This is a genomic window from Cupriavidus sp. GW821-FHT02F09 (assembly GCF_059421605.1).
The window spans coordinates 29,707-49,320 of sequence record NZ_JBWKVH010000050.1 but is presented as its reverse complement, the minus strand read 5'-3'; the positions used below and the strand labels follow the sequence as shown (position 1 = coordinate 49,320).

At 64.1% G+C, this 19,614-nt stretch carries 16 protein-coding genes and 2 pseudogenes; 6 read left to right on the top strand and 12 right to left on the bottom strand.

The genetic code is table 11. The annotated features are described in order from the left end of the window. Positions 1-92 (bottom strand): annotated as a pseudogene (locus AC07XB_RS33655) (hydrolase); the annotation flags it as partial. Between the two features lie 337 nt (positions 93-429). On the opposite strand from AC07XB_RS33655, the gene AC07XB_RS33650 reads away from it, so the two are divergent. Further along, positions 430-1,122, top strand: a complete 693-nt coding sequence (locus AC07XB_RS33650; protein ID WP_492831745.1) for an NnrU family protein — start codon at positions 430-432, stop codon at positions 1,120-1,122. Positions 1,123-1,355: 233 nt separating this feature from the next. Here AC07XB_RS33650 and AC07XB_RS33645 read toward each other — a convergent pair whose 3' ends face one another. The 4 genes from AC07XB_RS33645 to AC07XB_RS33630 form a co-directional block, all read right to left on the bottom strand. Next, positions 1,356-2,357, bottom strand: a complete 1,002-nt coding sequence (locus AC07XB_RS33645) for a Bug family tripartite tricarboxylate transporter substrate binding protein (RefSeq protein WP_492375747.1) — start codon at positions 2,355-2,357, stop codon at positions 1,356-1,358. Between the two features lie 83 nt (positions 2,358-2,440). Continuing rightward, complete coding sequence (locus AC07XB_RS33640) at positions 2,441-3,607, bottom strand: acyl-CoA dehydrogenase family protein (RefSeq protein WP_492831747.1); 1,167 nt, start codon at positions 3,605-3,607, stop codon at positions 2,441-2,443. Between the two features lie 31 nt (positions 3,608-3,638). After that, the gene (locus AC07XB_RS33635; RefSeq protein ID WP_492375749.1) at positions 3,639-4,847 is read right to left on the bottom strand and encodes a CaiB/BaiF CoA transferase family protein; all 1,209 of its coding nucleotides are present in this window, start codon (positions 4,845-4,847) and stop codon (positions 3,639-3,641) included. 9 nt (positions 4,848-4,856) lie between these two features. Then, complete coding sequence (locus AC07XB_RS33630) at positions 4,857-5,633, bottom strand: enoyl-CoA hydratase/isomerase family protein (protein ID WP_492831749.1); 777 nt, start codon at positions 5,631-5,633, stop codon at positions 4,857-4,859. Positions 5,634-5,765: 132 nt separating this feature from the next. On the opposite strand from AC07XB_RS33630, the gene AC07XB_RS33625 reads away from it, so the two are divergent. Beyond that, positions 5,766-6,662, top strand: coding sequence for an IclR family transcriptional regulator (locus AC07XB_RS33625; protein ID WP_492814367.1), 897 nt, complete (start codon positions 5,766-5,768; stop codon positions 6,660-6,662). A gap of 164 nt (positions 6,663-6,826) precedes the next feature. Here the strand turns inward: AC07XB_RS33625 and AC07XB_RS33620 are convergent, their stop codons facing one another. Together AC07XB_RS33620 and AC07XB_RS33615 are read right to left on the bottom strand one after the other, a co-directional pair. Continuing rightward, the gene (locus AC07XB_RS33620; protein WP_492831751.1) at positions 6,827-7,918 is read right to left on the bottom strand and encodes a branched-chain amino acid aminotransferase; all 1,092 of its coding nucleotides are present in this window, start codon (positions 7,916-7,918) and stop codon (positions 6,827-6,829) included. A gap of 252 nt (positions 7,919-8,170) precedes the next feature. Further along, positions 8,171-9,394 carry a GGDEF domain-containing protein gene (locus AC07XB_RS33615; RefSeq protein ID WP_493688078.1) on the bottom strand — a complete coding sequence of 408 codons (1,224 nt, stop codon included), beginning with the start codon at positions 9,392-9,394 and terminating at the stop codon, positions 8,171-8,173. A gap of 64 nt (positions 9,395-9,458) precedes the next feature. On the opposite strand from AC07XB_RS33615, the gene AC07XB_RS33610 reads away from it, so the two are divergent. Next, on the top strand, positions 9,459-10,322 hold the full coding sequence (locus AC07XB_RS33610) for a ParB N-terminal domain-containing protein (protein ID WP_492831755.1): 864 nt from the start codon (positions 9,459-9,461) through the stop codon (positions 10,320-10,322). Between the two features lie 126 nt (positions 10,323-10,448). Here the strand turns inward: AC07XB_RS33610 and AC07XB_RS33605 are convergent, their stop codons facing one another. Further along, on the bottom strand, positions 10,449-12,860 hold the full coding sequence (locus AC07XB_RS33605; RefSeq protein ID WP_492387155.1) for an acylase: 2,412 nt from the start codon (positions 12,858-12,860) through the stop codon (positions 10,449-10,451). 182 nt (positions 12,861-13,042) lie between these two features. On the opposite strand from AC07XB_RS33605, the gene AC07XB_RS33600 reads away from it, so the two are divergent. Further along, positions 13,043-14,059: a GlxA family transcriptional regulator gene (locus AC07XB_RS33600; protein ID WP_492831757.1), complete on the top strand. Its 1,017-nt coding sequence runs from the start codon at positions 13,043-13,045 to the stop codon at positions 14,057-14,059. 242 nt (positions 14,060-14,301) lie between these two features. On the opposite strand, the gene AC07XB_RS33595 is transcribed toward AC07XB_RS33600, so the two are convergent. Beyond that, complete coding sequence (locus tag AC07XB_RS33595; RefSeq protein ID WP_492374921.1) at positions 14,302-14,625, bottom strand: hypothetical protein; 324 nt, start codon at positions 14,623-14,625, stop codon at positions 14,302-14,304. A 152-nt stretch (positions 14,626-14,777) separates the two neighbouring features. Continuing rightward, on the bottom strand, positions 14,778-15,650 hold the full coding sequence (locus AC07XB_RS33590; protein ID WP_492831759.1) for a LysR family transcriptional regulator: 873 nt from the start codon (positions 15,648-15,650) through the stop codon (positions 14,778-14,780). A gap of 105 nt (positions 15,651-15,755) precedes the next feature. Between AC07XB_RS33590 and AC07XB_RS33585 the strand changes: the two genes are divergently transcribed. Further along, the gene (locus AC07XB_RS33585) at positions 15,756-16,829 is read left to right on the top strand and encodes an alkene reductase (protein ID WP_492831761.1); all 1,074 of its coding nucleotides are present in this window, start codon (positions 15,756-15,758) and stop codon (positions 16,827-16,829) included. Positions 16,830-17,304: 475 nt separating this feature from the next. Here AC07XB_RS33585 and AC07XB_RS33580 read toward each other — a convergent pair. Then, positions 17,305-17,466 (bottom strand): annotated as a pseudogene (locus tag AC07XB_RS33580) (IS30 family transposase); the annotation flags it as partial. 216 nt (positions 17,467-17,682) lie between these two features. Between AC07XB_RS33580 and AC07XB_RS33575 the strand changes: the two are divergent. After that, positions 17,683-18,666, top strand: a complete 984-nt coding sequence (locus AC07XB_RS33575; protein WP_492831763.1) for an MBL fold metallo-hydrolase — start codon at positions 17,683-17,685, stop codon at positions 18,664-18,666. Positions 18,667-18,940: 274 nt separating this feature from the next. Here the strand turns inward: AC07XB_RS33575 and AC07XB_RS33570 are convergent, their stop codons facing one another. Continuing rightward, on the bottom strand, positions 18,941-19,489 hold the full coding sequence (locus tag AC07XB_RS33570) for a hypothetical protein (RefSeq protein ID WP_492831765.1): 549 nt from the start codon (positions 19,487-19,489) through the stop codon (positions 18,941-18,943). Positions 19,490-19,614 lie beyond the last annotated feature (125 nt).

Genomic DNA, 19,614 nt, shown 5'->3' with positions numbered 1-19,614 from the left:
GACTGCACGCCGAAGGCCATCTGCGGCTGGTGGTCGATGAAGATCAGCTGGCTGTTTTGCGGGGTCAGGACTTCGAGCTTGGCGTTGGTCATGATTTCTCTCCTTGGCTATTTGGCTATCTGGTTGAATTATTTAGAACATCGTCTTTGGCGTCGATCCGTCCATGGGTTGAACTTTATGGCAGCGTCGGCTGACTATGTGATGAGTTAGTCTGATAACTTGTTCAATTTTATTGATTGATATTTAATGGGAGTAGGAGGCAGCCAAACGGTGGGGTGGCCGCGTTGGCTTTCGCGACACCCAAGTAGTAATCTTCAATACTGGCTGCCGCATAGGGAACAAAGGCAAAATGCCCGACTGCTCGATGGCGGCTTGAATTGCGATGGGGCAATACGGTCAGCCAACGATATGACTTGAGGAGCCGGGCCAATGGGAAGCACCAACGCAGTTGCGGTGGCGGCAGTCGCCTTCGTGGGCAGCCACTTTCTCTTGTCCCATCCGCTGCGTAGGGGTTTGGTCCGCGCACTTGGCGAAGCCGGGTTCCAGGGCGTTTATTCGCTGATTGCAGTCTTGACGCTCGGCTGGCTGATCCTGGCATACCGAAAGGCGCCCCTGACGGCACCACTATGGCCGGTAGGAAACGGCCTCTGGGCGGCTGTGACCACGGTCATGCTGATCGCGTCGGTCCTCCTGATGGGTTCGCTGATCCGCAACCCGGCGCTTCCCACCGGCGGTCGGCTCGGCGCGTTCCCGGAAGCAGCGCGCGGCGTGTTCGCGGTGACGCGCCACCCAATGATGTGGTCGTTCGCACTTTGGGGGCTGTGCCACATCGCGGTGTTTCCGGTGGCCAAGAACATCATGATCGCAGCGGCTATGGTCATCCTCGCGCTCGTCGGCGCCGCGCTGCAGGACCGGAAAAAGGAGCAGCTCCAGCCCGATCTCTGGCCCGCATGGGAGTCCAAGACGAGTTATCTGCCGTTCGCGGCGATTGCCGCTGGCCGTGCGCGGCTCGGCGGGTTCGGCTTGCACGCGCTTTTGGGCGGCCTCGTCGTCTGGCTCGCAGCAACCTGGGCACATATCCCGCTCGCCGGTTGGGCCGCGGGCATCTGGCGCTGGCTGTAGCTGTAGCTGTAGCCGCAGCGTCAGGCGTCCAGATACACCCGCATCAGCGCCTCGAACCACTCCACGAACACCGCCAGCCCTCGCGAAGACCGCTATCGGGCCGCCCCGGGGCTACGCGCGTCGTCAAAGTTGTGAAGGCTTAAGCTTTTGCCTCGGAATCCGGAGGGAGAGGGCGGCGCGGGGAGGAAGCGAATGGGGCATGATCCCCCTCCGCTCCGCCCCGCGCTCTCTTTTTACTGCAGCTCGATCTTCGCGATCGCTGCCAGCCGCTTCCAGCGCGCTATCTCGTCCTTCTGGTAGTCGCGAAGTTCTGCCGGCGTGGACAGGATCAGCGAGGTGGACTGGCGCTGGTAATACTCCTTGACGTCGTCGGCGGCGCCGGCCTGGGCAAACAGTTCGCCAAGGCGTTGTGCAATGGGCGCAGGTGTCTTGGCGGAGACCGCCGCCGCCACCCAGTTGTAGGCCAGGAAGTCCGGCACGCCGGCTTCGGCCGCGCTCGGCACGCCCGGCAGTAGCGGCGAACGCTGGGGCGCGGTGTAAGCCAGCGCGCGCACCTTGCCGCCCTTGACCAGCTCAATCGCGCCGCTGGCATCCACCACGGCGAAGTCCACGTTGGCGGCCATCACGCCGTTGATCGCGTCGCCCGCGCCCTTGTAGGGCACGGCAGTGGTCTTCATGCGGCTTTGCTCGTTCAGCCATTCGCTGTACAGCGTGTACGACACCGAGCCGGTGCCGTAGTTGAGCGCGCCGGGCCGCTTGCGCGCGTCCTCCACCAGCGCCTTGAGCGTGTGGTACGGCGAGCTGGCGGGCACGATGATCAGGCATGGCCCACGCGAGAGCAGCGTGATGGGCGTGAAGTCGGTCAGCGGATCGTAAGGCAGCTTGCGAAAGGTGGCGGCATTGGTGGACAACGTGGAGTTGCTGCCGATAAACACCGTGTAGCCGTCGGCCGGCGCGCTGAGCAGCGTCTGCACGCCGATAAAGCCGTTGCCACCCGGCTTGTTCTCCACCACCACGCCCTGCCCCGTCAGCTCGCCGATCTTCTTGGCGAACATGCGGGCGGTCATGTCGGTACCGCTGCCGGACGGGAACGGCACGATAAAGCGGATCGGCCGGGTGGGAAATGCCAGCGGCTGCGCCAGCGCGGCGAACGGCGCGCCTGCCAGGCTCGCTGTAAGGACGGTCCCTGCCAGGACAGCGAAGCGGCGCCGGGAACAGTTCACGGTTCGGGTCATGTTGTCTCCTTGGTCTTGCGCCTGGCAGTGGGTTCCGCCAGTGCGGGTGCGTCAGTGATTCCGTGGTTCGCTTTGGCGGCGGGCTAACGCTTGAGGCCAAGCAGATCCCGCGCGATAACCCATCGGTGCACTTCGGACGGGCCTTCGTAGATGCGCATCAACCGCGTCTCGTTGGCCATCTGCTGCAACGGCATTTCCTTGGTCATGCCCATCGCGCCAAAGGCCTGCATGGCGTGGTCGATCACGTCCCAGGCCATCTCGGTGGCGAATACCTTGATCATCGAGACCTGGGTACGCGCCTCGTCGCCGGCGTCAATGCGCGCCGCGGCCTCGTATGTCATCAGGCGACAGGCGTGGATGCGGGTGGCGGCATCGGCCACCCACCACTGGATTGCCTGCCGGTCCGCCAGCGCGGCGCCGAAGGTGCGGCGCTGCGGCGCGTACTCGCACAGCATGTCAAGCGCGCGCTGGGCGCGGCCAATGCACCAGGCCGCCATCTGCACGCGCCGGCTGGACAGCCGTGCCTGCATCGGCGCGAAGCCCTGGCCTTCCACGCCCAGCAGCTGCGTGTGCGCGACGCGGCAGTCCTCCAGCACCACCTCGTAGGTGGAGGCGCCGCCGATCATGGGGATGCGCCGTTCTACCTTGAAGCCGGGCGTGCCACGGTCGACCAGAAAAGCGGAGATGCCGCCGCGGGCGCCGCGCGCCTTGTCGGTCACGGCCATCACGATGGTCCAGTCGGCGCGGGCAGCGCGGCTGATCCAGATCTTGCGGCCGTTGAGCACCCAGTCGTCGCCGTCGCGTTCGGCGCGGGTGGTCATCATGGCCGGGTCGCCGCCGGCGCCGGGCTCGGAAATAGCGATGGCGGAGATGGTCTCGCCGCGCGCGTACGGTTCCAGGTAGCGCGCACGCTGGGCCGCGTCGGCGGTCTTGAGCAGCATGCGCAGGTTCGGCGAATCGGGCGGCAGGTCGTAGGGTGTGACGGTCTTGCCCAGTTCCTCGTTGACGCCGACCATGGCCACCACTGGCAGGTCGGCGCCGCCCATCTCGGCCGGCGCATCCAGGCCCCACAGGCCCAGCTCACGCGAGAGTGCGTCCAGCTTGTCCTGCTCCTGCGCCAGCAGCGTGAGCTGGCCGCCCTCTGCCTCGCGGGCCAGCACGCCCGCTTCAAGCGGGATCAACTGCTCGCGCACAAAGCGCGCCACCAGATCCTTGAGCATCTGGTGCTCTTCTTCCAGTGCGAAGTTCATGCAATGTCTCCTTTATTGTTTGCGTCCCGCTTCAAGCGGCGTTCCTGCCGCCCGTCACCCGGGCGATGTCTTCAGGGGCTAGCCCGGCTTCGCGCAATACTTCATCGGTGTGCTCGCCCAGCGTGGGCGCGTGGCGGCGCAACGACAGCGGTGTGGCGGAGAAGCGCGTCGTGGGCCGCATTTCGCGCAACGGGCCCTCGGTGGGATGCTCGGTCTGCTGGAACAGCCCGACCGCCTCCAGGTGGGGATGCGCCAGCAATTCGTCCGGCGCATAGATCGGCGTGGCGGGGATATCCAGCGTCTCGAACAGCGCCATCCACGCCTTTGTGGTCCGGGTCGGCGTGATTTCCGCGAGGTGCTGGTACAGCGCGCGGATATGGGCGTTGCGCTGCGCGCGGCTGGCGATGTTGTACTTGTCACCCAGGTCATCGCGGCCCACGGCGTGGAAAAAGGCTTTCCAGTGGCGGTCCGTGTACGGTAGCGCGCAGATCCAGCCGTCCGCAGTCTGCGCCGGCCGCCGCCCTCCCTGCAGCAGGCGCGCATAGCCGGCCGCGCCAGTGGCGGGCTCGAAGGTCAACCCCGCCAGGTGCTCGGCCATCACGAAGCTGGCCATGGTTTCCAGCATCGGTACCTCCACCGCTTGCCCGCTGCCGTGGCGCTCGCGGTGCAGCAGCGCGGCCATCACCGCGTTGGCCAGCGCCATCCCGGTGGTCTTGTCGGCAATCAGGCTAGGCACGTACTCGGGCCGGCTGCCGGCGACGCAGCCCAGCGACACCAGCCCGCAAGCGGCCTGGATGATGTCGTCGAAGGCCGGTTTGTCACGGTGGGGGCCGTCCTGGCCAAAGCCGGTGGCCACGCAGTAGACGATGCGCGGGTTCAACGCTGCCACCGCAGCGTAGCCAAAGCCCAGCCGCTCGATGGCGGCCACGCGCATATTGTGGATCAGCACATCGGCGCCGGCGATCAGGCGGCGCAGCGCCGCAGCGCCTGCAGGCGTCTTCAGGTCCAGCACCACCGAGCGCTTGTTGCGGTTGAGCGCCAGGTAGATCGAACTCATGCCGGCGTTGCGCGATACGCCGTTGGCGCGCATGAGGTCGCCTTCCGGCCCTTCGACCTTGATGACGTCCGCGCCCAGGTCGGCCAGAGATTGCGTGGCCAGAGGGCCCAGCACCACCGAAGTCAGGTCGAGTACGCGAATTCCCTCGAGCGGGCCGGCGCAGACGGGTTTCTCATGTTGCATACGGCCCCCTCAGCGGCGCTGGAACACGGGCGCGCGGCGCTCGGCCATCGCCGCCACGCCTTCGCGGAAATCCGCGGTAGCGAACTGCACGCGCTGGATGGCCAGTTCACGCTGGTTGGCCTCCACGATGCGGTCGGCCAGCCCCAGGCGCAGCGTCTCACGTGTGCTTTCCACGGCCAGTGGCGCCGAGGCCGCGATATCGTGCGCGAGCGCCAGCGCGCGGGCACGCACCTCGGCCTGCGCCACCAGTTCGTCGGCCAGCCCGATGCGCACCGCTTCTTCGCCGTCGATGCGCCTGCCCGTATACAACAGCAGCGCGGCCTGCTGCTCGCCGACCAGGCGTGGCAGCGTCACGCTCATCCCAAAGCCGGGATGGAAGCCGAGCCTGTTGAAGCTGGCGCTAAAGCGCGCTTCGCGGCATGTGATGCGAAAGTCCGCCACCAGCGCCAGTCCCAGCCCCGCGCCGATCGCGGCGCCCGCAACCGCGGCCACGATGGGCTTGCGGTTGCGGTACAGCTTCATGGCCTGTGCGTAGAAGGCCGATGGGTCGCGCGAGACACTGCCCTGGTCGGTGCCGCTGAAATCGGCCCCGGCGCAGAAGGCGCCTACGCCGGAAGACAGCACGATGGCGCGACAGCTGTCGTCCTCGTCGAGTTGCAGCAACGCTTCGGCCAGCCGGCGCATGACATCGGCGTCGACAAAGTTATGGGGCGGGCGGGAGATCTCGATCTGCGCAACATGCTGGTCGCGTGTCAGGACGATTTCGGGGGTGGATGCCGAGGTCATGGCGAAGGGCTCCGGGAAGTGGAAAGGCACCCAGTATTCGCCGATGCGGATTCCCGCGCTACACTACAATTTCGAATACCGAAATTACTTGCAGCGCCCCGATGCTGGATTGGCGGGCCTGCGGCCAACTACATGCCTGATCCGCACCCCCATTCCGACCCCGGTTCCGCCCCGGCTTCCCACCCGGATTCCCGCGTCAAACCGCCTTCGAGCCGCGAACTCACGCACAGTACGGGCCGGTTCACGCGGCAGACCGAAGGCAGTCAGTCGCTCGAACGTGGCCTGATGCTGCTGCGCGCGTTCCGCGTCGGCTCTTCCAGCCTGACCAATGCGGACCTGGCAGCGCGCACCGGCCTGCCGCGCCCCACTGTCAGCCGCCTCACGCGCTCGCTGGTGGACAGCGGCTTCCTGTGCTACGACGCCACCGAGCGCGCCTATCGGCTGGCGGCCGTGGTGGTGAGCCTGGCGGACGCCTTCCACCACGCCACCACGGTGCCCGATATCGCCCTGCCGCTGATGCGCAAGATCGCCGAGGCGGAAAAGGTCAATGTCGGCCTGGCCGTGCCCGACCAGACCGCCATGGTCTACCTGGCCGCGGTGCGCCACAGCCGCGACAGCGTATCGCGCACCCGGCGCGTAGCGCCCGGCACGCGCGTTCCCATGGAACTGACCTCGATCGGCATGGCGTGGCTGGCCGCGGTGCCGGCCGGCGTGCGCGACCACTTCCTCGCACGGATCGAGGAGAAGGCCGGCGACGAATGGCCGGCCTTGCACAAGGAACTGTCGCGTGGCATTGCCCAGGCCCAGGCGCAAGGCTATTGCAGCACCAACTACCAGCCCGGCCACCTGACCGCCGTGGGCGCGGCGTTCCGCGGGCCGGACCACCAGTGGTACGGGCTCAATATCAGCTTCCCGCACAAACCCAGCGAAAAGCCGCGTGATGTGGCACGCTATGCGCCGCTGCTGCTCGGTCTGATCGAGAAGATCAGCGCGTCATGCGGGGTGGAGGACGGCGTGGAGTCAGCATGACGGCCGGCGGCTAGCGCGGGGCCAGCCTTCTTGCCCATCAGGGGAGTCATACTGCTTGTTTCAAAATGAAGCGCAGCGGTTCTGGCTAGGCGCGCGGCCGCAGACAGCGCATGTGGTACGGCCAAGGCCGCGCAATGACGCCAGGATCTTTTTGAAATGGCCTCTTACAAACCGACGTGATGGACCCAGCCGGCAGGGCCAGCGGCCTGGTTGCGCTGAATCTCCACCAGCCGCTCCCTTAGCACCTTGACAGTGTTGCCAGCGGCGCCGTTCCCGATCGCGAAGCGCGTCCGCGCGGAGCGCACTTCGCCAATGGCCACCAGCGTCGCCGCCGTTCCGCAAACAAAGGCCTCGGCCAGGCGTCCGCTTTGGGCATCCGCCTCCCACTCGGGGTACGAATACCGGCGCTCTTCCACCACCATGCCCATCTCCCTGGCCAGCTCGATCACCGAAGCCCGGGTGATGCCCGGAAGAATCGAGCCGCTAAGGGGCGGCGTGACCAGGGTGCCGTCGTCCATCACGAAGAAGATGTTCATGCCACCGAGTTCCTCCACCCAGCGGTGCTCGGCGGCATCCAGGAAGACCACCTGGTCGCATCCGTTCGCAGTGGCCTCGCTCTGCGCGACCAGGCTGCCGGCATAGTTGCCACCGCACTTCGCCTCGCCGGTGCCGCCGGGCGCGGCGCGCGTGTAGTTCTCGGATACCCAGACGGAGACGGCCTTGTCTCCGCCCTTGAAGTACGGGCCCACCGGGCAAGCGATCACGCAGAAAATGAACTCGGAGGCTGGCTTGATGCCGAGGAACACCTCGTTGGCAAACATGAAGGGACGCAGGTAGAGGCTGCCCGAGCCATGCGGCACCCAGGCCTGGTCGATCCGCACCAGTTGCTCGATCGCTTCCAGAAAGAGCGATTCGGGCAACGCCGGCATGGCCATGCGCTTGGCCGACGCCTGGAAGCGGCGCGCGTTCTCGAGCGGGCGGAACAGCGTCACGGCGCCATCCGCGCCGCGATAGGCCTTCATGCCCTCGAAGATCTCCTGGCCATAGTGGAGTACCGAGCACGCCGGATCGATCGAGAACGGCTTGCGGGCAGTGACCTTGGCGTCCTGCCAACCCTGTCCTTCACGCCAGGTGATCGTCACCATATGGTCGGTGAAGACGCGGCCGAACGCGGGGTCGCGCATCAGTGCATCCCGCGTGGCCGCGTCGAGCGCGTTCGGGTTGGGTTCGAGGCTGAAAATGGTTTGTTGCGTCATGAGCGCGCGTCTTCCTTCGCTGGCGTTGGGGATTGGCAGCAGGGCGAACACCCCTGTCTGCCGCCGGCATGGCACGTGGTTCTACGTGAAATCCGAGGGTATCGATGATCGCATGCTGGCGCCCAGTTTGTCTTCAATGACAAGGATTGACCTTCGCTCCGGACATTGCTTAGCCGCTACAACAAACCAATTGCCGCACAAAGGTTATGTTAAATCGTTGATTTGAGACGGTAAGCCAATTGAGACAGCCTCTTAGCCTGCCTCAACACGATTGCGTCCTTCAGCCTTGGCGCGATACAGCGCCGAATCGGCCCGTGCCAGCAATTCGTCAAGGGTCGCTTCCCCGGCCTCGATGCTGGCCAACCCCAGGCTTGCCGTGCAGGCGGGCTGCCCGGCGATGGCCGATTGCTGCTCGACTGCCTGGCGCACGCGCTCGGCCATGGCAAGCGCGGTCTCCATGCCGGTCTGCGGCAGCAGCACGACAAACTCTTCGCCGCCGAAGCGGCCAAGATGGTCCGTGTGGCGCAGTGCCCGCCCTACGATTTGTGCGAAATGCGCCAGCACGCGGTCACCCACCAGGTGTCCGTGCTGGTCGTTGATGCGCTTGAAGTGGTCGATATCCATCAGCAGCAACGACAGTGGCTGCCCGCCGCGCCGGTTCTTCAGTTCACTACTACCTGCGTGCAGCACAGCGCGTCGACTCAATACTCCCGTCAGGTCGTCGCGTTGCGCCAGGTACTCGAACTGCGCACGTAACCGCTCGCTCACAGTCAAAAGCAGTCCAAGGCAGACGAAGAGCGACGCGAAGCAATACGCTGCAATGTACGCGGTCTGAATAGCCGAAGGGGAAAACCGCGAAGTATCGACGGCATCCTGGAAAAGCGTCGTCGCTGCCCGCATGAGCAAGGCCAGCCCCTGGAAAGCGAGGACAACTGCCATGAAACGCGGGGCAAAACCCCGGCCGTGCTGCCAGGTCAGTCGCGCATGGGTCAGGCATATTGCCGCTAACACCGAGGTAAGCAGCAACACGCGGATCCGGTAGTCGGGATGGACCAGCAGGAACCAGGTAATGCCAGCCAGGCAGCCAACACCCAGGGCGAGCCAGCGTTTCCAGCTACAGGGCACCCCGTAGAAGCGCTGGCTGCCGAAGTAGAACAAGGCGCAGCCCGAAAGCAGCAGCGCGTTACCGCCAAGTGCGACGAGCACGGCCGGCCAATGCCCGTCCATCGCATAGAAGGCGGTGGAAAGCGCGCAAAGCACCGGTGCCAGCGCCCAGGGTAGCAACCCTTTGGTGGAGGCAGGATAGGCGCGGCGAAAAGCCAGCAGGACGATGCCCAGGGCGATATTGATCATCCCCGTCATCGCCGTCATGGAGCGCAGGTCCAGGTTTAGCATGGGTCGGCCGTGGAGAAACGATCTGTGCACATGGCACCGTGCACACATTGTACTGGCGGTTAGCCACCGCCCGGCCGCCAAGCCGGCCGTCGCCTGGTAAGGCAGGCAGTGTGTACACTACTGCCCTACCTTTTTCGCTTGACCCATGACGATCACTATCAACGAAGACCTCCGTGCCTATATCGATCCACTTACAGACGACGAATACGCGGCGCTAGAACGCAGCCTACTCTCCGAAGGGTGCCGCGATGCACTGGTGCTGTGGGGCGATCTCCTGGTGGATGGACACAACCGCTACAGCATCTGCCAGAAGCACGGAGTCCCTTTCAATACGGTACAAAACCAGACGTTCCAGTCCATGGAGGATGTTCACCTGTGGATGATCGACAATCACCTCGGGCGGCGCAGCGTATCGGATTTCCAACGCGGTGTACTCGCATTGCGGAAGAAGGAAATCGTATCCGCGCGTCTGGCACAAGCCCAAGCCCAAGCGCAGGCCCAGCCGGGTTCTGCAAAGCCTGCCGGGGCTGAAGTCGCCATGCAATCCGGGGCCGATACCGTGTTGACTCGCGAGGCGGTTGCGCGCACGGCGCGGGTGAGCAGTGCGACGCTTGGTCAGATCGAAAAAATCCAGAAGACCGCTGCGCCCGAGTTGGTCAGCGCGGTAAAAGCGGGCGTGATTTCCATCAATGCTGCGGCTGCCGTAGCCTCCTTGCCTGGCGAGAAGCAGGTAGCGGCGGTTGCCGGGGGCAAGAAGGAACTGCGCCAGGTGGCCAGACAGGTGCGCGAGGCCCGCGTGCCACCCAAGCCTGAACCGGCGCCCCCACCCAGCGACGCCACCCCCGACCAACTGGCAATTCATCGTCTGACGCAATTGGTGACACAGCTCACCGAAGAGCGCGATCAGTTGAAAAAGAAGGTGCAGCACTTGACGGTTGCACTCGCAGAGGCCCGCGGCGGGCAATCGACTGAGGCACTCTTGTCTGGTGAGCGGGCACGCGTGTCCTAGCGCAAGCACTACTTGCGCTCGTCGAGAGCGCGCCGGTGTAGTGCTGCTCACCAGAACCGAAAGGCCCGTGATGATCGCCTATCGATGGCGGAGCGGGGCGGCGGCCCCGCTCCCAACGCCGCCGGCTTACTGGCTCAGCCGCGTTACCTTCAACTGCGGGTCCGCCGCAATGGCTTGCTCGCTGAACGGCAGCCGCACCCATCGCTTGGCGGAGTACTCCGCCATCTGGTCAAAGGCGTGCGGCGACTGCTGATCTACGGACTGGCCGTACACCAGCAGCGCCTCGGCGACCGGCCCTTGCTCGTCAAAGCCTACGGTCTGCACGTAGCTGGTCCCAAAGTAGACCTGCAGACCCTTGTCCGACACGGGGGTGCTTTGCAGCTTGTTGAGCACGCCTTCATATTCCTCGCCGCCGTGCAAGGCGATGCGGCCAGTCGGTGCCGTGGCGGCCTGCACCTGGCCCAGCGGCGCATCCAGCGCAAAGCCGGCAGTGCGCATGGCCTGCACGGCGTCCTTCAGTGCCTTGAAGACCTCGGTGCGCACAGACGCATCGCGCATGCGCAGTCCGCGTGGCGTGTTGACCGGATCGGTGGGGGTGAACTCGATGGCGTAGACCTTGGGGATCTTGCTGGCGCGCATCCAGAACTCGCGGAACAGCGGTGCGGCACGACTGTCGAGGTTGCTGTGGCGGTCCCACTTGCGCAGCGCCGCGCAGCCGTCGCTCAGGTCGGCGTCCTTGGCGCCGCGGCAGGCATCGAGCAGGTCATCCAGCACGAGCTCGCCGGAGAGGTTGCGGTCGCGGAACAGCACGGCCTGCAGGCCGGGTACGTCAAAGCGGTTACCGGGCAGGCCGTCCTCCCCCGCGAGGCGGCGGCCGATTTCCATCAGGCCAACGCGCGTGCGCAGGCGTTGCGCAACTTCGGTGGGACCCAGCACCGGTGAGAAGCCGGTCAGCTTCTGGCTGGGGTTAGACAGCCACGAACTGTCATTGCTGTTGGCGACATAGTCATCGCGTACCAGCACGGGCATGGCGTTGGGGGCCACCAGCCCCGGTACTGGCGACGCCGCGTCCACCGTCCAGTTGCAGCTAGCCCGCGTGCCGTCCAGCAGGACCATGCCGGTGCCCTGCATCAGCTTGGCGGCCAGCGCGGCGCTGTCGCCGGTCGGCGCGCATTGCTTGAGCAAGGCGGCCGATACGTTGGGCGCGACCGATACATCGGCAAACATGGCGCGGCCTTCACGGTCGGTGGCAATCGTGTTGACCCACGGAATGCCCAGGCGGCCAATGGCGGTGCGGATGCCAGCGACGTCGCGCGCGCGGCCGATATCAAGCCAGGTGTCGACCGAACGCGTGTTGTTGCGGTTGGCGTCGCGCAGCGCGTAGGCCTTTTGCGCGGACCACGGCAGGCCGGCCGATGGCATGGACAGCACCGGGCCGTATTCGGTCATGTAGAAGGTGTGCGAGCGCTGCTCGGTACGGCCGTCGGGCAGTTTTGCCGCATAGCTGACGGTGCGTGGGGTCATCTTGCGCGGCGCGCCGTCCACCAGGTAGGTGGTGGGGTCGCCTTCGGCCAGTTTCAGTTCATACAGGGTGAAGCGGCGGGCGGTGGACACGGTGTGCGTCCAGGCCACGTCCTTGTTGAAGCCGATGCTGATGATGGGGAACGAGGCAATGGACGCGCCCATGACGTCCAGCTTGCCCGGTATGGTCAGGTGCGCTTCAAAAAAACGATTGGTGGTGGTCCACGGAAAATGCGGATTTCCCAGCAGCAGGCCGCGCCCATTCGTGGTGGCTTCCTTGCCAAAGGCCCAGCCGTTGCTGCCGATCGGCGGATCCAGCAGCTGCAGGTTGTTGTTGACGGCTTCGAAGTCGATGCTGGCTACGTCCACCGCCCCCGCCTGCTGCGCGGTCTTGGCACTGCCCGCGGCCCCGGGCGGCACGGCGGCGACAATGCCCGCTGCCAGCGCGCCGGCGCTGGCTTGGATGCTCTTCTCCTCGGCCAGGCGGAACAGGTCGATGGCGGTAACGGGCCGCACCCAGTCAGCGTTGCGGCAGCCAGCCGGGCGTTGGGCGGGCGGGGTATCGCGCAGGTAGCGGTTGTAGCCGGCGATATAGCCGCGCAGCAATTCGCGCGCCTCTGGCGAGGCCTGCGCGTAGCCGGCGCGCAGGGCGTCGTCATCGATGATCGCGCGGAAGAATGGATCGGATTCGCTGTTCTTGATGCGCTTGAATGACACCTCGGTACTTTCGTCGGGGCCGAACACGCGCGAGCGATCGCCGCTGACCGTGACGACCTGGTCGGCCATCAGGCAGACGTTGTCCTGCGCGTATGCGTAGCCCATGCCAAAGGCCAGGCTGGCGTAGTCGTTGGCCTTGATATGGGGAATGCCATAGGCGGTGCGGCGGATCTCGGCGTTGAGTCCGCCTTCGCTCCAGTTGGCGCTGTCGCTGCCTGCGGTGGCGCAGCCGCCCAGGGTGGCGACCGCCAGCACGGCGCCGCCAAGTGCGGTCGCGCCGCGCACGATGCGTTGCTTCATTGTGTTGTCTCCTCGTTCTTGTGTCTGTGGGCCCATGGAACGTTGCGCGCCAACCGGCGACGCGCCATGGTGCCGCTGACATGGTCGGGCATCGGGGCCGTGACAGGTAGAGTGGATTCCGCCACAATTGGTGGCATTCCCGCCATCGGGCAGGCAGCTTTCCAACCAAAATCCACCGCGCCATGTCGGACGTCTATCTGCTGTGCTACCCCTCGGCCGTTGTCTCCGCCCTTTCCACCGCGGTCGACATGCTGGACATTGCCAACACGCTGGCCTCCATGCAAAGCCGGCGGCGCGGCACGGCGGCGCCCTTTCGCTGGCGGCTGGCGGTAGCCGAGCCGCAACGCTGGCAGGCGCTGGCCAGCGTGCTGCGCTGCACGTGCGCGCCGCTGGAAGAACTGGCCGGCGCAGGCAAGGACGCCATGGTGGTGATCGCGCCACCGTTGTTTGACCACATCGCCGGGCTTGAACATATGCTGTCGCTATTGGACCGCGAACGCGCCGCCATTGCGGCAGTTGCTACGCGGGGGGCGCTGGTGGTGGCGCCGTTCACGGCAGTAGCACTTCTGGTAGCCATGGATTTGCCGGCACAGCGCAAGCTGGCGGTGCCGTGGCTGATTGCCAACTGGATGCGGCTGAGCGAACCCGCGCGACGATTGCAGGCCGACCAGCCAGTGGTCAAGAGCGGCAACCTGCTCAGTTCCCGCGCCCTGGATCGCATGCATGCGCTGTTGCTGCAGGCGGTGGCGCATACCGCAGGTAACGCCCTGGCCCGCACGCTGGGCAACGCCCTGCTGGACCAGCCCGAGCGCGGCGAGGCAGTCAGCATCTGGCTGAAGACCGGCGATGCCCCGCGCCACAGCGTGGCGCTGCGCGCGCGCCGCTACCTGCAACAGCATCTGGCCGAGCCCTATGACCTGCCCCGGCTGGCGGCGGTGGCGTCCACCAGCGAACGCACGCTGCTGCGGCATTTCATGAAGACCGTGGGCATGTCGCCGCTGCAGTTCCTGCACCGATTGCGGGCTGAGCGCGCCTGCCATCTGCTGGAAGTCTCCACGCTCAGCCTGACCGCCATTGCCGAACAATGCGGCTACCAGGATATGTCCGCCTTCCGCAACCTGGTGCGCCGCCATACGGGCCAGACGCCGGGCGCGCATCGGCGGGCGCATTCGGTGCGCTCGGAATTGCGCGCGGGCTGAATGCCGTGGACAGGCGCCTCAGGCGCACATTTGAGCTCGGCCAGGACCGGACATAATGAAATGGTCAGCCCAGAGGAAATGCGAATCCCGATGCCGACGCGGATATCGGGAAAGCGCTTCGTGCACGGTTGGCGGTTGAACGATGGCGCTTAAGGTGGGGGTTCAACCGGTCCGATCGCCCCGGTCTAGTCCGGCCCTCGGCGCCAAAAAGCCAAGGCAGTGAAACTGATCGGCTAGCAACGCTATGGCACGGCGCGAAATCGCTTCCACGCCTCCGCCTCAAGCTCGCCACAGGAGGAAACAGCCATTCCTCGCTCATCCAGAATCTGGAAAGCTTGCTGATCGCGCCCTATGCTAGACGCGCCATCGAGTCCAAGAAGCAGGCTGTACATGGCGTCTCGCAAAACGCCATCGAGCACATTACGAAGCTGCTCAGTCTGGTCCACCGTCAGCGCCATATTCCGAATCTGCGTAGCGATGACACTTTCGCCTTGTTCGCCCATCAAGACGGAAAGGAGGTCGTTTTTGAGGTCTACCCAGTTTCCCACGAATGTAGCTGCATCCATTTTCTTTGCTCGTTTGCAGTAGCCGGGACGCGGTGCGCGGCAGTTTAGTTCGGGCGCAAGCTCAATTCAGCAGGGGCCGGGCCGGCGCGTCACCATTGTAGCCTCCCTTGAACGGCCGAATCTGGTTGTGGCCGTCCGATCCAGCGGCCAAGCTACCGCCCTAAACGCTCGCGAAGGAACTCGATGAAGCGCTGCGTCTTCGCCGGCAACAGACGGGTTTCGGTGATGGCATAAACGAGCATCGGCGTGCCGTGCCATTCCGGCATGATGCGACGCAGCTTTCCGCTGGCCAGTTCATCAGCGACGACTTCCTCCGGCATCAGGACGATGCCCATATCGAGCGTTGCCAGGCGGCGGCTCATGCCAACGCTGTTGAGCGTGAACCGCCCACCCACCGGCACCGTGGCGCTTCGCCTCCCGTCGCGCAACGTCCACGAACCCGCCTTCAGGATGCTCAAGCACTCGTGCCGATCCAGGTCGGCGGGCTTGTTTGGCTCGCCCGATCGTCCAAGGTAGCCGGGCGAGGCGTAGAGGTTAGGCGTAAGCGCGGCCAACGCGCGTGCGATCAGCTGCGAGTTTTCGGACTCCCCCATGCGGATAGCCACATCGAAGGGTTCGCTGACCAGATCGACCCGTCGCGGAGTCAGGTCGAAATCGAAGGTGATGCCGGGATAGAGGCCAGCAAACTCGGCGATCAAGGGCGCCAGGTAGGTGACTGCGAAATCCACCGGCAACGATGCACGCAGCACACCGCTGGGCTGGGCAAGCATGTCGCCGAGCTGCTCGTGTGCCAGCCGGGCTTCATCGACGATGCGTTTGCATCGCTCGAAGTAAATCTGGCCGGCCTCGGTCAATTCGATCTTGCGTGTCGTGCGATGCAGCAGGCGCAGCCCGATCGCTTTCTCCAATGCGCTGATCCGCCGCGATAGTGTCGAGTTCGGCACGCCCATCACCTCCGCGGCACTTCGAAAGCCCTTGGCTTTGACGACCTCCACGAACAAGGCCATGTCGTTCAACAGCTCCATGCTCGTTGCTCCATCAGTGGATCAATGTTCTCCAAATTACCATATTTATCCCGCATGAGAAGCAGGCGATGATTCCTCCATCCACCACTTTCTGAGGATTCCATCATGAGCAAACTGTTCGATCCCGTCCGCGTCGGCCGCCACACCCTGCAAAACCGCCTGGTCATGGCACCAATGACCCGCAGCCGTGCCCAATTCGACGGCACGCCGGGAGAGCTGGCCGCCGAGTATTACGCCCAGCGCGCCAGCGCCGGCCTGATCGTCGCCGAAGGCACCCAACCCTCGGACGATGGACAGGGCTACCTGACCACGCCAGGCATCTACACCAATGCACACGTCGCCGGCTGGAAGAAGACCACTGACGCCGTGCATGCCAAGGGTGGCCACCTCTTCATCCAGCTCATGCACGCCGGGCGCATGTCGCACCCGGACAACACGCCGCATCATCGCCAGGGCGTCGCACCGTCGGCCATTGCGCCGGGCACGCAGATGTTCACTGCCAAGGGCATGCAGGACATCCCCGTGCCGCGTGCGCTGGCCACCGAGCAAGTGCACCAGACCGCTCAGGATTTCCGCCACGCGGCGGGCCGCGCGGTCGAAGCCGGCGCCGATGGCGTCGAGATCCACGCTGCAAACGCCTACCTGATCCAGCAGTTCCTCGCACCGAGCGCGAACACGCGCACCGACGAGTACGGCGGTTCGATCAAGAACCGCGCCCGCTTCGCCCTTGAAGTCGCCGCCGCGATTGCCGAGGAAATCGGCGCGGACAGGACCGCGATTCGCCTGTCGCCCGGCACGACGCTTTGGGGTATCGACGAAGGCGCCGAAGGGCCGGATCTGTACCGCTACCTGGTCGCCGAACTCGACAAGCTGGGCCTGGCCTACCTGCACATCCTGCACCAGGGCAACGAGCCGCTGCTGGCCGACATCCGCAAGCTCTGGAAGCGCACGCTGATCCTGAACCGGCCGAGTCGCCCGCGTGACCAGATCGGGGCCGACGTGGCATCGGGGCTGGCCGACCTGGAAGCCTACGGCCAGATGGTTCTTGCGAACCCGGATTTCGTCACCCGGCTGAAGACCAATGCGCCGATGAACGAGGTTCAACACAGTGCTTTCTTCGGCGGCACGGCGCAGGGCTACACCGATTACCCGACCTTGAGCGAAGCCCAAGGAGCCTGAGGCCACCACAATGTGCGCCAGCGATGCCAACCAGGGTGTCACGAGCGAACGCACCAAAAACAGCCTGCGTAGGCGTCGATTGAATTCGCTCTGCGACTGCACTGACAGAGCGCGCCTCTTCTTCGACGCGGGTTGGCCAGATTGCCGTGGGAGCGTTTTCAATAGCGTGTAGACGGATTGCCTTGAAGATTGCTGCGTCAGCGGCGGTAAGTAGTCGGATCTCAACCAAGGAGGTGGTCATAAAACCTCAGAAATTATGCGTTTTCGTCATTTGAATAATGATGCATTTTTAGAATGCCGCGGTTAGCAATTTGACGCGCAGCACCAACAGCGCTGGCGCGCGGTTCTTTTCGTTCGCGCGCACCTTCGCATTGTGGTGGATGAGCGAGAGCAGGCAGAATCGATCGTCTGGCCTGAGAGTCCAATAGTGGCCGGGCTCGGCCGTGCAGGCGGACGGCAGTAGTCGACTGCGGATTCAACCGGTCAACGCAACAGCTTGATGGAATCGCTCAGCCGGTGTATCGAAGTTTAGTGTTTTGCGTGGGCGTTCGTTGAGTCTTCTGGCTATGGCGTTGAGCTTGGCTTGCGAGTAGCCCGAGAGATCGGTGCCTTTCGGGAAGTACTGTCTCAACGATCCACGTCTTCAACGCTGCCGCCCCGGCGCCAGTGGTCTTCCCTGCGGCAGGTCTGTTTCAGAAATGAAACGCTCTTCACAGCTTCACTTCGCGTCGCTGTGCCATGTCAATGGTTGGCGCCTGCTATGCAACCTGCTCCAACTGGTGGCATGCTAGATGTTGCGTTCTTTTCGTCAGTCGATTTGACGCTGACGAATGGCCTTTGGGAGAGATGAAAAATGCGAATCTATCGGTTGTTGCTCGCTAGCATCGTTGCCTTTGGTGCCCTTCCTCTAGGGCAGGCGAACGGTGAGGTAACGCAAACGCGAACCGGCACGCACCTCATCACGCTCGGTACGCGCGGAGGGCCAATTCCCGCCAAAGACCGGGCGCAATCATCGAATCTGCTGATCGTCGACGGGACGTATTATCTTGTAGACGCTGGCGATGGCGTGCTGCGCCGGTTGACGCAGGCAGGGGCCAATTTCCGCCAGATTGGGAAGGTATTCATCACGCACGGCCACGATGACCACACTGCGGGGTTGGGCACACTCATGTCAGTTGCGTGGGATTTTCAGCGCCACGATCCAATCGCCGTCTACGGTCCGCCCGGGACCGCGGCGCTGGTAAAAGGCGCCATTCAGTGTTTTACGGTGAATGCGGAAATCCGCTGGGCCGAAGGCAGGCGCACACCGCTTGCCGATGTCTTCGTCGGCCATGATGTTGTGCCTGGGCTGATTTACCAGGATAAAAACATCCAGGTAACTGCTGTCGAGAACACGCACTTCCATATCCCGGAGGGCAGCCCATACTATGGGAAGTACAAATCCTATTCCTATCGCTTCCAGACACCCGACCGCGTAGTTGTCTTCACTGGCGACACCGGTCCCAGCGACGCGGTGACTGAGCTAGCAAGGAATGCCGATATCCTCGTGTCGGAGGTCGGCTCCAGCGAAGACGTGAAGCAGGTGTTGGTCAAGAACGGTACTTGGCAAGGAATGACAGCGGAACAACAAACCGCATTCATGCGGCATGAAGTTGAGGAACATCTGACGCCGGATGAGGTCGGGAGAATGGCGGCACGCGCTCATGTCAAGACGGTGGTATTAAGTCACCTGTTGCCGACGGTCAACGAGCATGACGATTACCTGCGCTATGTGACCGAGGTTAAGAAATTCTTCTCCGGACAAGTGGTCGTTGCCAAGGACCTGATGGAGTTTTGACCCTCATCCGGCCAACACTAGCGGTCGGCCGCTTTCGGGGAAGCAGACCGACCACGTTGGCCGACGACGCGACTGACGTCGTCCGCGCACGAGGGGCCGTTGTCCGGGACAGAGCTGACGTTCGAACGTCAGCGTGAAAGCGGGCGTCAATGTCCCTAGGTGGCCGAACCCGGAAGCTCGTCGCCGGCCAGCGTCGATCGCCCCGACTTAGATCCGAACTTCCGTAGTCGACTGCGGATTGAACCGGCCCTTCACTGCCTTCCGCAGACGGCTCTCATCGTTCTTTGGCAAGACTTTCGGCCTGTCGCCGAACCCTGGCAAGCATACGCCGCCGGATTAGCCCACTGACAGGACGGATGATGTACCAGTAGGGAGCAAATCGGCGACGAACCGCCGCGGTTGGACAAAACACCCGGGTCTCCGTGCTCAGCACGGATGCGCCTGACGCATCGGCATCTACGTTGAAGCCCATGACGAGCTGGCAGACGTCCATTCTGACGCTCGCCTTGAAGGCTTCGGGGGACCCAATGTCCAGCAAACCGTAATCTGGCCGCCAGAAAGCTCCGGTCAGCCCAAACGCCAGCCCGGAATCCCCTTCGCGACCAAGAAATGTGAAATCGTCGAGATCAAGTGGGCGTCTGCTCGACCGGTTCATCCATCGCGACGGCAGTTCGCGCAGGCCAATGGCCAGTCGTACCAGCGGATCATCTTGCGCACGTTGGCGAGCAACGCAATCCAGAATAATGTTCGCTGGCGCGTGTACGAGCGCAGCGTGTCGCTCGCGGAAATCATATTGAGGCAGAAAATCGTCAATCAGAGTCATTTATATTTTTCCCACCGCACGCGAGATTTGCATCCTATGGTCTGCAGTTCACTCCACGAAGAGAATTGCCTGCCATCCACACGTCGATTGTCGACGATCCAGGCGTCCGTGTCGACCGGCCGATA